This is a genomic window from Micropruina glycogenica (assembly GCF_900289045.1).
Classification (GTDB): domain Bacteria; phylum Actinomycetota; class Actinomycetes; order Propionibacteriales; family Propionibacteriaceae; genus Micropruina; species Micropruina glycogenica.
Window position 1 is genome coordinate 2,453,291 of the sequence record NZ_LT985188.1, and the last position, 15,967, is coordinate 2,469,257.

The 15,967-nt window shown below is 67.1% G+C and carries 16 protein-coding genes and 1 pseudogene; 5 read left to right on the forward strand and 12 right to left on the reverse strand.

The genetic code is table 11. The features are described 5' to 3' along the window. Window positions 1–89 precede the first annotated feature (89 nt). Window positions 90–590 (reverse strand): annotated as a pseudogene (locus tag MPLG2_RS11580) (general stress protein); the annotation flags it as partial. A 151-nt stretch (window positions 591–741) separates the two neighbouring features. Beyond that, on the reverse strand, window positions 742–1,869 hold the full coding sequence (locus MPLG2_RS11585) for a LacI family DNA-binding transcriptional regulator (RefSeq protein WP_231935638.1): 1,128 nt from the start codon (window positions 1,867–1,869) through the stop codon (window positions 742–744). 222 nt (window positions 1,870–2,091) lie between these two features. Here MPLG2_RS11585 and MPLG2_RS11590 point away from each other — a divergent pair, with 222 nt between their 5' ends. Genes MPLG2_RS11590 through MPLG2_RS11600 form a run of 3 tightly spaced genes read left to right on the forward strand, consistent with a single transcriptional unit; the run spans window position 2,092 to window position 4,448 of the window. Further along, complete coding sequence (locus MPLG2_RS11590) at window positions 2,092–2,568, forward strand: SRPBCC family protein (protein WP_105186259.1); 477 nt, start codon at window positions 2,092–2,094, stop codon at window positions 2,566–2,568. Beyond that, on the forward strand, window positions 2,565–3,935 hold the full coding sequence (locus MPLG2_RS11595; RefSeq protein ID WP_105186260.1) for an MFS transporter: 1,371 nt from the start codon (window positions 2,565–2,567) through the stop codon (window positions 3,933–3,935). The genes MPLG2_RS11590 and MPLG2_RS11595 overlap by 4 nt, the downstream gene beginning before the upstream one ends. 9 nt (window positions 3,936–3,944) lie before the next feature. After that, the gene (locus tag MPLG2_RS11600; protein WP_105186261.1) at window positions 3,945–4,448 is read left to right on the forward strand and encodes a universal stress protein; all 504 of its coding nucleotides are present in this window, start codon (window positions 3,945–3,947) and stop codon (window positions 4,446–4,448) included. A 342-nt stretch (window positions 4,449–4,790) separates the two neighbouring features. Here the strand turns inward: MPLG2_RS11600 and MPLG2_RS11605 are convergent, their stop codons facing one another. From MPLG2_RS11605 to dapA, 5 genes are all read right to left on the reverse strand, one after another. Beyond that, window positions 4,791–5,945: an Mrp/NBP35 family ATP-binding protein gene (locus MPLG2_RS11605; RefSeq protein ID WP_105186262.1), complete on the reverse strand. Its 1,155-nt coding sequence runs from the start codon at window positions 5,943–5,945 to the stop codon at window positions 4,791–4,793. A gap of 250 nt (window positions 5,946–6,195) precedes the next feature. After that, window positions 6,196–6,702, reverse strand: a complete 507-nt coding sequence (locus tag MPLG2_RS11610) for a DUF1003 domain-containing protein (RefSeq protein ID WP_231935639.1) — start codon at window positions 6,700–6,702, stop codon at window positions 6,196–6,198. A 3-nt stretch (window positions 6,703–6,705) separates the two neighbouring features. Continuing rightward, complete coding sequence (locus tag MPLG2_RS11615) at window positions 6,706–7,962, reverse strand: magnesium transporter MgtE N-terminal domain-containing protein (RefSeq protein WP_105186263.1); 1,257 nt, start codon at window positions 7,960–7,962, stop codon at window positions 6,706–6,708. A gap of 37 nt (window positions 7,963–7,999) precedes the next feature. Next, window positions 8,000–8,398, reverse strand: a complete 399-nt coding sequence (locus tag MPLG2_RS11620; RefSeq protein ID WP_105186264.1) for a sec-independent translocase — start codon at window positions 8,396–8,398, stop codon at window positions 8,000–8,002. A gap of 156 nt (window positions 8,399–8,554) precedes the next feature. Beyond that, complete coding sequence (gene dapA / locus MPLG2_RS11625; RefSeq protein WP_105186265.1) at window positions 8,555–9,436, reverse strand: 4-hydroxy-tetrahydrodipicolinate synthase; 882 nt, start codon at window positions 9,434–9,436, stop codon at window positions 8,555–8,557. 171 nt (window positions 9,437–9,607) lie between these two features. Between dapA and MPLG2_RS11630 the strand changes: the two genes are divergently transcribed. Then, window positions 9,608–10,177 (forward strand): O-methyltransferase, encoded by a 570-nt coding sequence (locus MPLG2_RS11630; protein ID WP_105187639.1) that lies wholly within the window; start codon window positions 9,608–9,610, stop codon window positions 10,175–10,177. A gap of 544 nt (window positions 10,178–10,721) precedes the next feature. Here MPLG2_RS11630 and glgC read toward each other — a convergent pair. Further along, on the reverse strand, window positions 10,722–11,939 hold the full coding sequence (gene glgC / locus MPLG2_RS11635) for a glucose-1-phosphate adenylyltransferase (RefSeq protein WP_105186266.1): 1,218 nt from the start codon (window positions 11,937–11,939) through the stop codon (window positions 10,722–10,724). Window positions 11,940–12,102: 163 nt separating this feature from the next. Here glgC and glgA point away from each other — a divergent pair, with 163 nt between their 5' ends. Further along, window positions 12,103–13,293, forward strand: coding sequence for a glycogen synthase (gene glgA / locus MPLG2_RS11640; protein ID WP_105186267.1), 1,191 nt, complete (start codon window positions 12,103–12,105; stop codon window positions 13,291–13,293). A gap of 219 nt (window positions 13,294–13,512) precedes the next feature. Here glgA and MPLG2_RS11645 read toward each other — a convergent pair whose 3' ends face one another. Genes MPLG2_RS11645 through MPLG2_RS11660 form a run of 4 tightly spaced genes read right to left on the reverse strand, consistent with a single transcriptional unit; the run spans window position 13,513 to window position 15,918 of the window. Continuing rightward, complete coding sequence (locus MPLG2_RS11645; RefSeq protein ID WP_105186268.1) at window positions 13,513–13,686, reverse strand: DUF3117 domain-containing protein; 174 nt, start codon at window positions 13,684–13,686, stop codon at window positions 13,513–13,515. Between the two features lie 38 nt (window positions 13,687–13,724). Further along, a complete protein-coding gene (locus tag MPLG2_RS19025) occupies window positions 13,725–14,213 on the reverse strand; it encodes a DivIVA domain-containing protein (RefSeq protein ID WP_197709925.1) in 489 nt (162 codons plus the stop codon). Window positions 14,214–14,226: 13 nt separating this feature from the next. Then, window positions 14,227–14,967, reverse strand: a complete 741-nt coding sequence (locus MPLG2_RS11655; RefSeq protein WP_105186269.1) for an LOG family protein — start codon at window positions 14,965–14,967, stop codon at window positions 14,227–14,229. A gap of 45 nt (window positions 14,968–15,012) precedes the next feature. Further along, a complete protein-coding gene (locus MPLG2_RS11660) occupies window positions 15,013–15,918 on the reverse strand; it encodes an LCP family protein (RefSeq protein WP_105186270.1) in 906 nt (301 codons plus the stop codon). Window positions 15,919–15,967 lie beyond the last annotated feature (49 nt).

The window sequence follows — 15,967 nt, forward strand, 5'->3', positions numbered from 1 at the left end:
TGGGCCGGAGGCTGCCCGTAGGGCTGCTGGGGGTAACCGGCCTGTGACGGATACTGCTGCTGCGGGGGCTGCCACGGCTGGTTACGCGGGTCGAACGCCGCAGCCCGCGCGCCCGGCATGCGCGTGAGCAACTCACGCGCCTGCCCCGCCACCTTGTGCTCGCAGAGCAGCTCGTACTTGTTCGCCACCGTCTGGCTGATCGAGTTGAAGTCACGCTTGCCGCGTGAGGCGGCGTACCCGATCGCCGCGAAGGCGATGCCGATCAGAATGCCGATCAGCAATGCACCGGGCAGCAGCACCAGCGGGTTGGTCTGCGGCTGCAGAAACCACAGAATGAACGTGACCATCAGACCGGTCGACAGTCCGCTCTGCAGGCCCTGCACCATGACGGTTCCCCAGTTGCGCCGTCCGGTCACCCGCTCGACCGACCTCAGGTCGGTGCCGACGATCGCCAGGTTCTCGACCGCGAACTTCTGATCGGCCAGATAATCGACGGCGGCCTGCGCCTGCGGGTAGCCGTCGTAGACGCCCACCGTCTGCGGGTACTCGAGTTCGAACAGCGAACTGAGCCGTGGGTTGGGCTGAGTCATCGCTTTCCTTCCATGCCGCACGGACGTTCCGCGCGTCTGTTCATTGTCAGCGCTGGGCGGCCCAGAAGTCATTCCGGCTCACCCTCTGGTTGACCCGCTCACCCTCTGGTCTACCCGATCAGCCGCCGGGCAAACCCAGCGGGGCCGTCGCTCAGGACTCATTGGAGCTGAGCAGCGACGCCCCGGCCGCACGCCCTCGGTGCGGCGGTGCGGTGCTTTCGCGCAGCACCAACCGAATCGGCTCGAGCCGCTGCACGGCGTCGTCGGGGTCCGCCTCGCCGCTGAGCAGCCGAATGAGTTGGACGGCCGCGTAGCGTCCCTGAGCCACCACGTCTTGAGCCACGGTGGTGAGGTCGACGAAGCGGGCCGTGTCCATGTCGTCGATACCGATCACCGACACGTCGCGCGGCACCTGCAACCCGGCGCGGCGTAGCGCCCAGAGCGCCCCGATCGCCAGTTCGTCGAACTCCGCGAGTACGGCAGTTGGCAGGTGCGGCCGACCCAGCAGTTCGATCATGGCCTGGGCCCCACCCTCGATGCCGTGCGGACCCTCGACCACCAGCGCCGGATCGAAGTCGATGCCGGCCGCGTTGAGCGCCTGCTCGTAACCGAGCCGCCGGGCGACCGAGGCGGTGAAGTCGAAGCGGGCGTCGTCGACCGCGCCGGCGATCAGGCCGATACGCTGGTGCCCCTGATTGAGCAGATGGTTCACGGCGAGCGCCCCTGCGGCCACGTCGTCGATGCCCACCGACGGCCACCCGTCGATGTGCGAACCGATGCTCACCAGCGGCAGTCCGAGTGCCCGCAACGCCAGCGTGTGGTGTTCGCCGAGCGGCATCGACAGCGAGAGAACGCCCTGCACCCGGCCGGCGAGCGGCAGCGTTTCGAAGAACTGGTCGCGCACCTCGGCGGTGCCCAGGTGGTAGAGCAGCACGTCGTAGCCGTTGGCGCGCAGGTGGTCCAGCGCGGCCGCCGTGGCGGTCGAGAAGTACCAGCGGGTGAAGAAGGGCAGAATCACCGCGACCACCGGGGCACCGGGCTGGGCGGGCTGCGCTTCGAACAGTCGCGGCGCGACGCCGTAGGAAAGTTCGCGGGCCGCGTCCAGCACTCGTTCGCGGGTGGCCGGCGACACCTTGGCGACCCCGCGCAGCGACCGCGACGCGGTGGCGACCGACACCCCGGCGGCATTCGCCACGTCGATCAGCCGCACACCCCGGCCGGCCCCACGCACGGCGCGAAACGGTGAGTCGTCGCCCTCTGTCGCAGGGTTGTCGATCACTTCACCAGCCTATTCAGGTTCGGGCACCGGCAACGGAACTCGCCCGTCGCAGGCCACGCCGTTGCCATTCTGCTGCAAGTGATGCCAACAAGACACATTCTTCCGCCAGAGTGTGCAACCGGTTTACCCAAAGGGTGGTCAATGTCACACTGACGGTGCAAGATTTGCACAACCGAGCGCAAAGCGGCGCCCGGTGTACCCACCCAACGAAGAAGGTGACGCGTGACCGCCAATGTGATCGTCACGGTGGAGCGAGAGTTCGACGCTCCCCGTGAACGTGTGTTCAGAGCCTGGACACAACCCGAAGAACTGGCTCAGTGGCGAGGTTCGCCCGGCTGGCACGTCGAAACAGACACCGTCAGCGGCGAACTCGCGCTGGGTGGACGTCACCACCACGTCAAGGTGCGCGACGCAGACCCGAGCACCCGGGTGGGCACCGACGGCGTCTACACCGAGTACTTCGAGCCAGACGTGTTCGTGTCGAGCGAGAAGATCACCGGCGACCCCGGCATCGACCCCAACGTTCCGCTTGAGCTTCGGGTCGAGTTCACCCGCATGGGCCGCGACAACACCCTGGTGCGCATCATCCAGGGCCCCTACGAGGCCGACGTCGCCAGTTGGCACGGCACCGCGTGGGAGGCCGAACTCACCAGGCTGGCCGACTACCTCGCCACGACGAATCGGGAGGCCGGCCGATGAGCACCGACGCCCCGAACCTGCAGCACGTCAGCATCGTTCGCACCAAGCCGCTGATGACGATGCCGCAGATCCTGGTCATGAACTTCGGCTTCTTCGGCATTCAGTACAGCTTCGGCATGCAGCAGACGGCCGTGAACCCGGTGTACGAGTTTCTCGGCGCCAACCCCCACGACCTGCCGATTCTTAACCTGGCCGGCCCGATCACAGGCCTGCTGATCCAGCCGCTGATCGGCGCCCTGTCCGACCGCACCTGGAGCCCGCGGTGGGGGCGGCGCAAGCCGTTCTTCCTGATCGGGGCGATCGGCTGCAGCATCTGCCTGTTCCTGTTCCCCTTCGTCACCGCGGTCTGGATGGCCGTGCTGCTGCTGTGGCTGCTCGACGCCAGCAACAACACCGCGATGGAGCCCTACCGGGCGTTCATCGCCGACAAGCTGCCGCCGTCACAGTTGGGCAAGGGCTTCCTCGCCCAGTCGTTCTTCACCGGCCTGGGCATCACCTTGGCCAACCTGTCGCTGTTCGTGTTCCAGAAGTTGATCCAGGGCTCGACCGACGCCGGCATTCCCTACTGGGTGGTCGGGTCGTTCATGCTCGGCGCCGTCTGCTCGATCGGCTCGGTGCTGATCTCGGTGCTGCGTACGCCCGAGATTCCGCCCAGCCCCGAAGAGCTCGAGGCGATGCGCAACCAGAAGGGCGGTTTCGGCCCCGCGATCGCCGAGATCGGCGAGGCGATTCGCGACATGCCGGTCGAACTGCGCAAGCTGGCCCTGGTCTACTTCTTTCAGTGGTACGGCCTGGTGATCTATTGGCAGTTCATCGCCCTGACCATCGCGCAGAACATGTTCCCCCAGACCGATCAGGGCAAAGAAGAGGCCGTGGCGTGGACGGGCCTGGTCAACGGTTGGTACAACATCGTGACGTTCTGCGTGGCGTTCGGGCTGGTCGCCTTCGCCCGCAAGCGCGGTGCCAAGCTGGTGCACTGCGCGTGTCTGCTGTTGGCCGCGGTCGGCCTCGCGATCGTGCCGTTCTTGACCAACCAGTACCTGATCTTCATTCCGATGGTCGGCTTCGGCATCGCGTGGGCCTCGATCATGGGCGTGCCGTACATCATGGCGGTGCGCATGGTGCCGTCCACCCGGCTGGGCGTCTACATGGGCATCATCAACATGATGATCGTCATTCCGATGCTCATTCAGTCGGTGACCTTCGGGTGGATCTACACTCATCTGCTGGGCGACAACCCGGGTAACGCGATCTTGTTCTCTGCCGCCTTCTTGGCCATCGCCGCGCTGCTGATGCTGTGGCTCAAAGAGTCCAGGGCGGTGCGCGACGTCGACGACGTGGGCGCGATGCCCATGGGCGGGCACTGAGGAGCTGCCATGACAATGAAGGACTACCGCACCATCGTGGTGGGCACCGACGGCTCGGCGCTGGCCGAACCCACCGTCGGACGAGCCGCCTGGCTGGCCAAACACGACGACGCCGACCTGGTGATCGTCTGCGCCTACTCGACGCTGTCGCGCCGTGACGAGGCCAAGAACGTCGCCACCCTGGGCGGCGATTCGAGAACCGGTCAGGTGCTCGGACGCACCGCGGCCGGCCAAGCGCTCAGCACCGCCGTTCAGGTGGCCGCCGACGAGGGTGCCACCGTCACCGGGGCACTGCTGGTGGACGGCGAGGCGGCCGAGGCCCTGATCGACGTGGCCGACGATCACGGCGCCGAACTGATCGTGCTGGGCGCCGTCCGCGACACCAGCCTGGCCACCCGGCTGCTGGGTTCGACCGCAGAAGAGGTCACCCGGCGGGTGTCGTGCGACGTGCTGATCGTGCGGCCAGAGCTGGGCGAAACCGAGTTCGAAGTACCCGAGGACCCCAGCCTCTGAACTGCCCCTCACCCGCCCCCGCAGACGACGAGGCCCGCACCGCCACAGGGTGCGGGCCTCGTTCTGCGATCAGCGGCGGGTGCGCCGGCGCACCCTGCGGCGACCCGGCGTTCGCCTTCGTAGCTGCTGCTCGGCTGGCCTTTGGGGAGTGGCTGCTCAACGTGCGGGTCGGTGGTTGACCTGGTCGAAACCCTGGCAACAACGGGTGTCGACCAGCTCGACCAGCGAAAACAGCACTAGCTCAGCCGCCACCGGGGCTTGCGCCTGGTCAGCGCGACGGCGAAGGCGGTCAGCGCTCGGTGCGCGACCACCTGTACTTCGCCGCTGCCGTCTCGACCCCGATCAGCCCACTGGGGTGAGGTTCAGGTTTCGTCCGACCAGTGAACGGCGTCGTGCGGCCAGCGTGTCGGCCAGGCCGCTCAGGGCCACCGCGCCGGGCCGCGACGGGTCGGCCACCACCACCGGAAAACCGTCGTCGCCGCCCACCCGCACCGACGGGTCGAGCGGCACCTCGGCCAGCAGCGGAATGTCGTAGCCCAGTCGTGTGGTGAGGGTCGACGCGACCTCGGCGCCGCCACCGGTGCCGAACACGTCCACCCGGTGCGATTCGCCGCAGTGCGGGCAATCGACGTCGAGGTAGCTCATGTTCTCGACCACGCCGATCACCTTCTGGTCCATCATCGACGCCATGGTGCCGGCCCGTTCGGCCACTTCGGCGGCCGCCTGCTGCGGTGTGGTGACCACCAGCACCTCGGCGTTGGGCAGCTTCTGGCCGAGCGACAGCGCGACGTCGCCGGTGCCGGGCGGCAGGTCGAGCAGCAGAAAGTCCAGGTCGCCCCAGAACACGTCCGACAGCAACTGGTGCAGGGCGCGGTCGAGAATCGGCCCACGCCAGGCGATCACCTGGTCGCGGCTGGCCTTGAGCATGCCCATCGAGATCACCTTCAGGCCCATGGTGGGCACGGGCAGGATCATGCCGTCGAGCGAGGTGGGGCTGTACTCGGCCACGCCCAGCATCTGCGGAATGGAGTGACCGTAGATGTCGGCGTCGAGTACGCCCACCGATTTGCCGCGCTCGGCCAGTGCCATGGCGAGGTTGACCGTCACCGACGACTTGCCCACGCCGCCCTTGCCGCTGGCCACGAGGATCACCTGGGTGAGGTTGTTGGGGTCGGCGAACGGAATGGAGCGCTCGGCGACGCCGCCGCGCAGTTGACGCTTCATCTCGGCGCGCTGCTCGTCGTTCATCGCGCCCAGGGTGAGGTTGATGCCACCCACACCCGACACGCCGGTGACGGCCGCGGTGACGTCATGCTCGATCGTGCTCTTCATCGGGCAGCCGGGAATGGTGAGCAGTACCGTCAGCGACACCACGTCGTCGTCGTCGATGCTCAACGACTCGACCATGCCGAGTTCGGTGATCGGACGCTTGATCTCAGGGTCGACCACCCCGGCCAGCGCCTCGCGGACGGCGTCGAGCAGTTCGTTATCGGGCATGCGATTCACCCTACTCCGGCGGCAGGGGTCGTCCCGAACGGGTATGCCGTATCAGCTGAGCCGGATTGAGCCAGATCGGGGACGGTTCTACTTCTGGCTCAGGGGACGGTTCTACTTCTGGCTCACTCCCGCGTGCTCAGTCGGCGCAACAATCCCCGTCCCCGAACGCAGGTCAGCAAGGCAGGGGACTCGGCCGAGCCACAAAGAGAACCGTCCCCTGAGCCAAAAAGAGAACCGTCCCCATTTGGTGTCAGCGGGACGGACGCGGCTCCTTGCCGTCTTTGTCGTCACCGCGGTCGAGGTCTTCGAGCAGGTCGCGCAACTCGCTGCGAATGAAGTCGCGGGTGGCAAGATCGCCGATGCGCATGCGCAGGGCTGCGATCTCACGGGCCAGGAAGTCGGTGTCGGCCCGGGCCTGAGCGGCCACCTCGCGGTCGTGTTCGAGGCTGACCCGCTCGCGGGCCTCTTGCCGGTTCTGCGCCAGCAGAATCAACGGGGCCGCGTACGAGGCCTGCAACGACAGCAGCAGGGTCAAGAAGATGAACGGAAAGGGGTCGATCGCCCATGCGGCGGGCGCGAAGACGTTCCACGCGATCCAGGCGACGATGATCACCGTCATCCAGATCAGAAAGCTGGCCGTGCCCATGAACCGGGCGAACCCTTCGGCGAAACTACCGAAAACCTCCGAGTCCATTCGCACCTTCGGCAGCAGCCGGCGCTCCCGCCCCGGCGTGCTCAGACGATCGCTGCTCGACACCGGCTACACCCCCTGCCGCAGTTGGTCGAGCTGAACGCCCCGCCAGTCGTTGGGCAGAATGTGGTCGAGCACGTCGTCGACGGTGACCGCACCCAACAGCCGTCCGTCTGCGTCCACCACCGGCGCACAGACCAGGTCGTAGGTGGCGAAGTAGCGCGACACCAACGCGATGTTCGAGTCGGGCAGCAACGGCGTGATGCCCTTGTCGACCAACGCGGCCGCCAGGGTGGACGGCGGCTCGCGCAGCAGCCGCTGAATGTGCACCGCACCCAGGAACCGTCCCGTCGGGGTGTCGAGCGGCGAACGGCACACGAACGCGAGGCACGCCAGGGCCGGGGTCAGTTCCTCGTCGCGCATCATCGCCAGCGCGTCGGCGACGGTGGCGTCAGGGGCCAGAATCACCGGCTCGGGCGTCATCAGACCGCCGGCGGTGGCCGCGTCGTAACTGAGCAGCGATCGGACGTCCTCGGCCTCTTCGGGCTCCATGCGCTCGAGAATGTCCTCGGCCACTTCGGGCGCCAGCTCGGCGATCAGGTCGGCGGCGTCGTCGGGGTCCATCTCTTCCAGCACGTCGGCGGCCCGCTCGGCCTCGAGCGACTGGATCACCTCGACCTGTTCGTCTTCGGGCAGTTCCTCCAGCGCCTCGGCCAGCAGTTCGTCGTCCATCGCCTGCACGACCTCAGCACGGCGCTGCGGGTCCATGTCGTGTAGCTCACGGGCCACATCGGCGGGCTTCATCTCCTGCAACTCTGCCAGCACCTGATCGGCGCTACGACCGGGAATCAGCGCAAAATCGGGCACTTCGCTCCACGCCACGATCTGCACGTGCGGTTTCGCGAACGGACGCCGCCGGGTCTGGTCGCGCAGCGCCACCTCGGACAGCTCCCAATCCCGCGGCCGCACCTGACGGATTGCCAGGTCGTAGATGATGAACGGCTGATCGTTGCCCCGCCGGTACACGGTGCGGTCGAACAGATCGTCGATGGCGAGATTCTCGAATTCGCGTGGTTCGAACCGACGCGTGTTGACCACGCCCGAGATGATCACCTGATTGGCGTCGATCGAATGCACCCGCACCATGGGAAAGAAGATGCGGCGCAGAGCGAACAGCTCGACCACCAGACCCTTGACCCGCGGCGCGCGCTTGCCCGGCCGGTTCTGCAGCACGACGTCACGAACCTTGCCGACCTGGTCGCCGGCGGTGTCGAGCAGGGGAAGTCCCTTGATGCGCGACACGAAGATGGACGACGTTGAGCTCACCTGGGAACGGTAGCGCGTACTCGCCCCGGTGTGCGGCTCAGGTCGCTTCGGTGTCGAAGGGTGTGGGCCGCGGAGCCGGCACCGGCACCTCGACGGCGTCGCCGTCGGGAATGCTGGACGTGCCGCTGGCGTGCAGTGCTTCGTCGATGCTGGTGCGGGCGCCCTTGAGTTCTTTTGCCACGTCGTCCAGATCGGCCGCGGCGTCGGCCCCGAGGTGTTTGGCGACGAAGTTTCGGGGATTCAGGTCGGACAGTTCCAGATCGGCGAACTCGGGCCCCAGTTCTTGCCGCAGCCGACCCTGCGCGTCGTTGGCGATGCGGCGAAAGTAGTGCAGCAGCCGGGCCGACTTGCGGGCGAGCTCGGGCAGCTTCTCGGGGCCGAACAACACGATGGCGAACACGAGCAGCAGAATCACCTCGCCCGCGTTGAAGTCCATGAGCACACATTAGTGCGCCCAACCAGTACCCGATTCCACGTCACGATGAGGGCCTCGGTGACTGTAGGTGTGAGCGGTCCCCCATGGGCGGTTGCGAGTTTTCGGTTCACGCGGGCGGCAACCGAGACCCGTCCCCGGGTCTTTCGCCCGGCCCGGCTACAGGCCGGCGGCGTCCAGCAGGGCGACGAACGCAGCCGCTTGTTGGTCGGACGCCGGCAACAGGGGCTGGCGCACCACAGCTGGGCCGAAGCCCCGCGCGGCCAGGCCGGCCTTCACCAGCATGCAGCCCTGGGTGGCGAACACTCCGGTGAACACCGGCAGCAGCGACTGGTTGTCGGCGATGGCGCCGGCCAGGTCACCGGCCAAGAACTTCTCGATCATGGTCTTCGTGCGCGCCCCGGTGAAGTGGGTGGACGTGCCCACCACCCCCACCCCGCCCACGCTCAGCAGGGGCAACGTGAACGCGTCATCACCGGAGTAGTACGCCAACTCTGTGGCCGCGATGACCGTGCTCGAAGCCACCAATAGGCCCTTGGCGTCTTTGACCGCGACGATGCGCGGGTGGGCGGCCAGTTCGATCAAGGTGGCGGTCTCGATCGGCACCCCCGACCGGTGCGGAATGTCGTAGAGCATCACGGGCAGCTGGGTGGCGTCGGCGACGGCGGTGAAGTGGGCCAGCAGCGCGTCCTGCGGGGGCTTGGAGTAGTAGGGCGTGACCACCAGCAGCCCGTCGGCGCCGGCCTGCTCGGCCTGCTTGGCGAGTTCGATCGTGTGCCGGGTGCTGTTGGTGCCCACCCCGGCCAGCACCTTCGCGCGATCGCCGACCTCGGCCACCACCGCGGCAATCAAGTCGGACTTCTCGGCATCGGTGGTGGTGGGCGACTCCCCCGTCGTGCCGTTGATCACCAGGGCGTCGTGGTTCTGGGCGTCCACCAGGTGGCCCGCCAGCTTTCGCACTCGATCGAGGTCGACGGCCCCGTCGGGGCCGAACGGTGTGACCATCGCGGTGATCAGACGTCCGAAAGGAGGCTGGGGCATGGCCGCAGTGTAGACGGATGGGTCGCCTGATGCCTGGGCACCCGGCGGCGCCGGGAGCGTATTCGCTAGGGTTGCCCCGTGACTCCTGCATCGCGTTCGGCCGCCAAGGCGACCTCAACCCCGTCGCCCTCGTGGGCGTTCTCTGAGTCGTTCATCGCCGACGACGACACCATGCGCCTGGCCCGGGCTGCGAGCCGCCAACTCGCCCTTGGTTCGGCCAGCCAGGGCGTCACGTCGACGCTGACGTTTCTGGCCAAACTGATGCACGCCCGAGCGGTGGTCGAGATCGGCACCGGCGCCGGCGTGTCGGGTCTGGCCCTGATTCGCGGCATGGCACCCGACGGCATTCTCACCAGCATCGACCTCGAGAACGAGCACCAGGTGGCCGCGAGGCAGATCTTCGCCGCCGAGGGCATTCCGACCCGACGGGTGCGGCTGATCGCGGGCTCGGCGCTCACCGTGCTGCCCAAGCTGAGCGACGGCGCCTACGACCTGGTGGTGGTGGACGGCGATCCGCTCGAGTTCGTCGAATACGTCGCCCAGGCGCAACGGCTATTGCGCTCCGGCGGTGTGCTGGTGCTGCACCACGCGCTGTGGAAGGGCCTGATCGCCGACGAGGCCAACGAAGACGACGAAACGCTGATCATTCGCGAGTCGCTGCAGGCCGTGCAAGAGATGGACGACTTCACCGCCACCCTGCTGCCGGTCGGCGACGGGCTGCTGGTGGCCGTCAAGGCCTGAGCGGACGCCTTCGCCCGTCACGATGGCATAGACCGTCGCACCCGCGCCCTTCGTCATCAGGCCCCCCTTCGTCATCCCGGCGACCGCCGGGATCTCTCTCTTGTCGACGTTGTTGCACGTTTGGTTCTGGGCTGCGCTCCTTCGTCAAAGTTCCGCTCCGCGGACCGGACGGCACCCCGTCCCGCCCAAGCGGAGCTCGTCGGCCGACTCCTCTGCGTCGAATCCGTCTCGTTGTTGGCCGACGAGCCGCCTCACGCCCGCCTACCCGGACGGGGTGCCGCCCAGTCCGCTTCACACTTGCCTTCTCCGGGCGAGAGTTGCTCCATTCCGTCATCCCGGCGAACGCCGCGATCTCCCCCTGCGCTCTGGTCGAGTCTCAGATCCCGGGTCAAGCCCGGGATGACGACCGGCTACACCCCGTCATCCCGGCGAACGCCGGGATCTCACCCCTGCACGCGACCGCTCTCGTGCCGACCCGCGTCCTCGAACGGACTAAACCCCGGGCCGAGTGTTTCCACTCGTCCCGGGGTCGCGTCCTTTGGGCTCAGGGACTCGGAATCGGGAAGTTCTTCGGCACCACCGTGATGCCCTCTTCGTGGTAGAAGCCGCGAGCCTTGTCGTGTTCGGGATCGACACCGATCTCGACGCCGTCGGGCACATGCACGTTCTTGTCGAGAATCGCCCGCCGCACCACCGCGTTGCGTCCGATCTGACAACCGGGGAACAGGATCGACTCCTCGACCTTGGACCACTTGTGCACACGGACGTTCGGCGACAGCACCGAACGGTCGACGTCACCGCCCGAGATGATGCAACCCGCGCTGACGATCGAGTCTTCGGCGTTGCCGCGCAAGGTGAACTTGGCGCCCGGCGCCTGCACCTGGTCGGTGAACATCGGCCACTTGCGGTTGTACAGGTTGAACTCGGGTTCGACCGACACCAGATCCATGTGCGCGTTGTGGTAAGCGGCGATGGTGCCGACGTCGCGCCAGTAATTGCGGTCTTTCTGGGTCGACCCCGGCACGTCGTTGCTGGTGAAGTCGTACACCCCGGCACGACCCGCGCCCACGAAGTCGGGCACGATGTTGCCGCCCATGTCGTGCTTGGTGTCGCGAGCCGCGTCGTCGTTCAAGGCTTCGACGAACGCCTTGCGGGTGAAGATGTAGTTGCCCATCGACGCGAACGACTCATCCGGGCTGTCGGGCAGGCCCGGCGGGTCGGCCGGCTTCTCGAGAAACGTCTTGATCTTGTTGTTCTCGTCGGCGTCGATCACGCCGAAGGCGGTCGCCTCAGAGCGCGGCACTCGAATGCCTGCCACCGTGCAGTCGAGGCCCGACTCGATGTGCTGGTCGAGCATCTGCGACACGTCCATGCGGTAGATGTTGTCGGCGCCGAAGACCACAACGTAGTCGGGGTCTTCGTCGTTGATCAGGTTCATCGACTGGTAGATCGCATCGGCGCTGCCCTGGAACCACTGCTTGCCGGTGCGCTGCTGGGCCGGCACCGAGGTGACGTAGGCACCCAGCAGGGTCGACATGCGCCACGTGACCGAAATGTGCCGGTCGAGCGAATGCGACTTGTACTGGGTCAGGACGCAGATCTTGCGCAGGTCGGAGTTGACGAGGTTCGACAGGACGAAGTCGATCAGCCGGTAGGTGCCCCCGAAGGGCACGGCCGGCTTGGCGCGGTCAGCCGTCAGTGGCATGAGTCGCTTGCCTTCGCCGCCTGCCAGAACGATGGCGAGGACGCTCGGTTTGCTCATGATCCGAACATAGGCCCCACCGGTTGCCGGTGACAGTAGAACTCGATGAAATTCTCAACCCGTTCGGGTGATCCACCCAGAAACTCGCTGGTTTCGTGCCCGGCTGTGCGTGGTTCTCTGCGGAGGGGGTGCGCGAGGGGTACCGGTGTGCCACGATCCCCCTATGTCACTCCGTGTATCCATCCTGACCCGCGAATACCCCCCGTCCATCTACGGCGGCGCCGGCGTGCACGTGGCGCAGTTGGTTCCGCAACTGCGCAAGTTCTGCGAATCGGTGGACGTCCAGTGCATGGGCGAGCCGCGCGAAGGCGCGACGGCTCACCCCGAGACGTTCCCACCCGGCGCCAACGGTGCCCTGCGCACCCTCGGCACCGACGTGGCCATGGCGGCCGCGATTCCCGAGGTGGACGTGATCCACTCCCATACCTGGTACGCCCAGTTCGCCGGCATCATCGGCGGCGAGTTTCAGAACGTGCCCACCGTGGTCACCGCCCACTCGCTCGAACCCGACCGGCCGTGGAAGGTGGAGCAGCTCGGCGGCGGCTACCGGGTCAGTTCGTGGATCGAGAAGACCGCCTACGGCCAGGCCGACGCCGTGATCGCCGTGTCGGCGGCCATGATCAAGAACATCAAGCAGGCCTACCCGTTTGTCGACGACGACAAGATCCACGTGGTGAAGAACGGCATCGACCCTGAGGAGTTCAAGCCCGATCCCAACACCGACGTGATCGACGCGCTCGGAATCGACCGCGACAAGCCGATCGTCACCTTCGTGGGCCGCATCACCCGGCAGAAGGGCTTGATTCACCTGGTGCGGGCTGCCCAGCAGTTCGACCCCGACACCCAGGTGCTGCTGCTGGCCGGTGCCCCCGACACCCCCGAGATCGCGGCCGAGTTCGACGGTGCGTTCGCAGAACTGAACCAGTCGCGCAACGGCGTCAAATGGGTGCAAGAGATGCTGCCGCGGGCGTCCGTGCGCCAGGTGCTGACGCATTCGACCCTGTTCGCCTGCCCGTCGGTGTACGAGCCGCTCGGCATCGTGAACCTCGAAGCCATGGCGTGTGAGATTCCAGTGGTGGCCTCGGCCGTCGGCGGCATTCCTGAGGTGGTCGTCGACGGCGACACCGGCCTGCTGGTGCCCTATGACCCCGAGCAGGCCAAGGACCCGGCGTTCGTCGACAACTTCGAGGCCACCTTCGCCGACAAGGTCAACGAACTCACCCGCGATCGTGACCGTGCGCGGCAGATGGGCCTGGCCGGCCGGCAGCGCTGCATCGACGAGTTCAGTTGGGAGAAGATCGCCCAAGAGACCGTGGACGTGTACGAGAAGGCGATCGCCAGGCACAACTCCTGAGGCGGGCACACCGAACGGGCACCGCGGACGGCGGTGCGCCACGTCCACGACCATTCACGTAGCTGCCTTTGTGACACGTAGCTGCCTGCACGCGGGCAGTCACGTGTCACAAAGGCGGCTACCTCGATAAAGGCGGTCGCGCGTCACGTTCACCGACACGACGAAGGGCCCCCGGACAACCCGGGGGCCCTTTCGGTTTCGTCGGCTTTTATGAGTCGATCAGGCGGGATTCACGACGCCGTTCAGGGCCTCTTTGAGTTCTGCCGCCTCGGCCGCATTCATTTCGATGACCAGACGGCCGCCACCCTCGGCAGGGATGCGCATGGCGATCACGCGACCCTCCTTGGCGACCTCGATGGGCCCATCGCCGGTACGCGGCTTCATTGCTGCCATTGCTCACCCTCAGTTCTGGTTGGGGACTTACCCGTCCATTATTCCAGACGCTCCGGCCGCGCGTCGGAAGCATCGGACGAGCCGGGCTGCGACGCGCTCGGAGCCGTTTGCGACACATTCGGTTGCGACTCCGCCGGCGCCGTCTTCACCGTGGGTGTCGCCGCTTGGGGTTGCTGCTCTGACGCGCTGGGTTCGACAATCGACGGTTCAGACTCGGCGACCTCGGTCACCGAACCGGTGCGCTCGGGATCATGCTCGGACGACACCGGCCCGGGCTGCCCGCCACGGGTGCCGTCGAGTTGGCGGGCCAGCCGGTCGAGCAGTTCGTCCACCTGCTCCATCGAATAGCCGCGCGGCACCACGGCGAAGCGCAGCCCGCGCAGGTCGTCACCGATCAACAGCCCGTGCGGCACGTGCGGCCGGGGGGTGTCGGTCACCGTTGCGGGCAGTTCGCCCAGCCGTCCGGACGCCGCCACCGCGGCCAGCCCCAGAATCGCCACCGCGATCATCCACAGCACCCACTGCATGCCCGTCATTCTTTCACGTGCCCGCGGTGCGGCCCGGCGTCTGCGTCACCGCTCGGATCACCTCGTCGACGCTGTCGGTGACGGTGAGCAGGTCGAGGTCGGCCTCTGAGACGTAATCCTCTGCCAGCACCGTCTCGCGGATCCAACCCAGCAGTGGAGTCCAGAACTCGGTGCCGAACAGCACGATCGGAAACGAGGTGACCTTGCGGGTCTGCACCAGGGTGAGCGCCTCGAACATCTCGTCCAGGGTGCCGAAGCCGCCCGGCATCACCACAAAACCGCGGGAGTACTTCAGAAACATCACCTTGCGGGCGAAGAAGTAGCGAAAGTTGATGCCGAGCGTCACGTGCTTGTTCAGCGACTGCTCGAACGGCAGTTCGATGCCGAGCCCCACCGAGACTCCCCCGGCCTGGGCGGCGCCCTTGTTGACCGCCTCCATGATGCCGGGCCCGCCGCCGGTGATCGCCGCGAAACCGGCCTGGGCGAGGGCGCGTCCGATCTCGACGCCGGCCTGCCAGATCGGGGTTCCCTTGTTGGTGCGGGCCGAGCCGAACACCCCGACCGCCGGGCCCAGTTCGGCCAGCGTGCCGAAGCCCTCGACGAACTCGGCTTGAATGCGCATAACCCGCCAGGGGTCGGTGTGCACCCAGCCCGTGTCGCCCTTGCCGGCGAGCAGGCGTTGATCGGTGGTGGTCTGTTGAACCTGCGCCTCGCGGCGAATCACCGGGCCCTGCGTGCGGGTGCGTCTGGTCACGCGGTCAGCGTAGCCACCATCGACTCACCCTCGGCCACCCGCCTGTCAGCGACGCTGCTGCCACGCGTGCACCGTGTCGGTGTTGATCGCCTGCGCCAACGCGGCGACGCGCGGAACGTCGGCGACCACGTAACGCCGACCGGACGGCGACGTGCCCCAGCCCGCGGTCGGCAGCTTGATCGTGGTGGGCGTGCGCACGGCCAGCTTGCGGTGCAGGTCGACGACGAGATCGATCAGCCGCAGGTTGTCGAGGCCGCTGTCGACGACCACAACGGTGGCCAGTTGATCGAGCACCGCCCGGGCCGTGCCGGGGTTGACCATCGCGCCGCTGATCACCAACCGGGTGACGATGCCGGTGAGCACCAGTTGCCGGCGGTGCGCCGGGTCGAACTCCCCCGCGGCGACCCCCTCGCGCGTGTAGGCCAGTGCCTCGTCGCCCGACAGCGTGATCTCGCCGCGGGGGAACACGAAGCCACCGCTGGCGGCATCGCTCGGGTTGTCGACCGGCACGCCGCCCAGCAGGTCGATCAGCCGCGACGTTCCGCTCAACGAGGCGAGGGCGACGTGCTGCACACGAATGCCCACGGTCTGCTCGACCGCCTCGACGGTCGCCGCAGCACCGTCGTCGGTGTACACGTAGGCCAGTACGCGGGGCTCGGCCGCCGAACCGGTGATCGCCAGTTCGCGAGGTATGTCGATCAGTTGCACGTCACGCCGGTCGGCGTCGATGTGCAGCAGCGTCACGATATCGGCGACGTCGGCGCTCTTGGCCGCATCGGCGCTGATCAGCAGCACGTTGATCGACGTGTCGGCAGAAGCGATCGATTGATCGCCCGGTGGCAACAGGTTGGGGTCGCGCTCGATCGCGGCCAGCGACACCCACAACGAGGCGGCCGCCGTGGCGACGGCCGTCACCGCAACGGCGGCGAACAGCAAGCCCCCCGCGGGCATGCCTGAACAGCCGGGCACCCGACGGGTGCACCCGCGAATTGGACGAGAC

Coding starts and splice junctions, on each gene's coding strand:
- MPLG2_RS11595 (WP_105186260.1), top strand. CDS start 2,565: ATGAGCACCGACGCCCCGAACCTGCAGCACGTCAGCATCGTTCGCACC.
- MPLG2_RS11600 (WP_105186261.1), top strand. CDS start 3,945: ATGACAATGAAGGACTACCGCACCATCGTGGTGGGCACCGACGGCTCG.
- MPLG2_RS11605 (WP_105186262.1), bottom strand. CDS start 5,945: ATGCCCGATAACGAACTGCTCGACGCCGTCCGCGAGGCGCTGGCCGGG.
- MPLG2_RS11620 (WP_105186264.1), bottom strand. CDS start 8,398: ATGGACTTCAACGCGGGCGAGGTGATTCTGCTGCTCGTGTTCGCCATC.
- dapA (WP_105186265.1), bottom strand. CDS start 9,436: ATGCCCCAGCCTCCTTTCGGACGTCTGATCACCGCGATGGTCACACCG.
- MPLG2_RS11630 (WP_105187639.1), top strand. CDS start 9,608: ATGCGCCTGGCCCGGGCTGCGAGCCGCCAACTCGCCCTTGGTTCGGCC.
- glgC (WP_105186266.1), bottom strand. CDS start 11,939: ATGAGCAAACCGAGCGTCCTCGCCATCGTTCTGGCAGGCGGCGAAGGC.
- glgA (WP_105186267.1), top strand. CDS start 12,103: ATGTCACTCCGTGTATCCATCCTGACCCGCGAATACCCCCCGTCCATC.
- MPLG2_RS11645 (WP_105186268.1), bottom strand. CDS start 13,686: ATGGCAGCAATGAAGCCGCGTACCGGCGATGGGCCCATCGAGGTCGCC.
- MPLG2_RS19025 (WP_197709925.1), bottom strand. CDS start 14,213: ATGCAGTGGGTGCTGTGGATGATCGCGGTGGCGATTCTGGGGCTGGCC.
- MPLG2_RS11660 (WP_105186270.1), bottom strand. CDS start 15,918: ATGCCCGCGGGGGGCTTGCTGTTCGCCGCCGTTGCGGTGACGGCCGTC.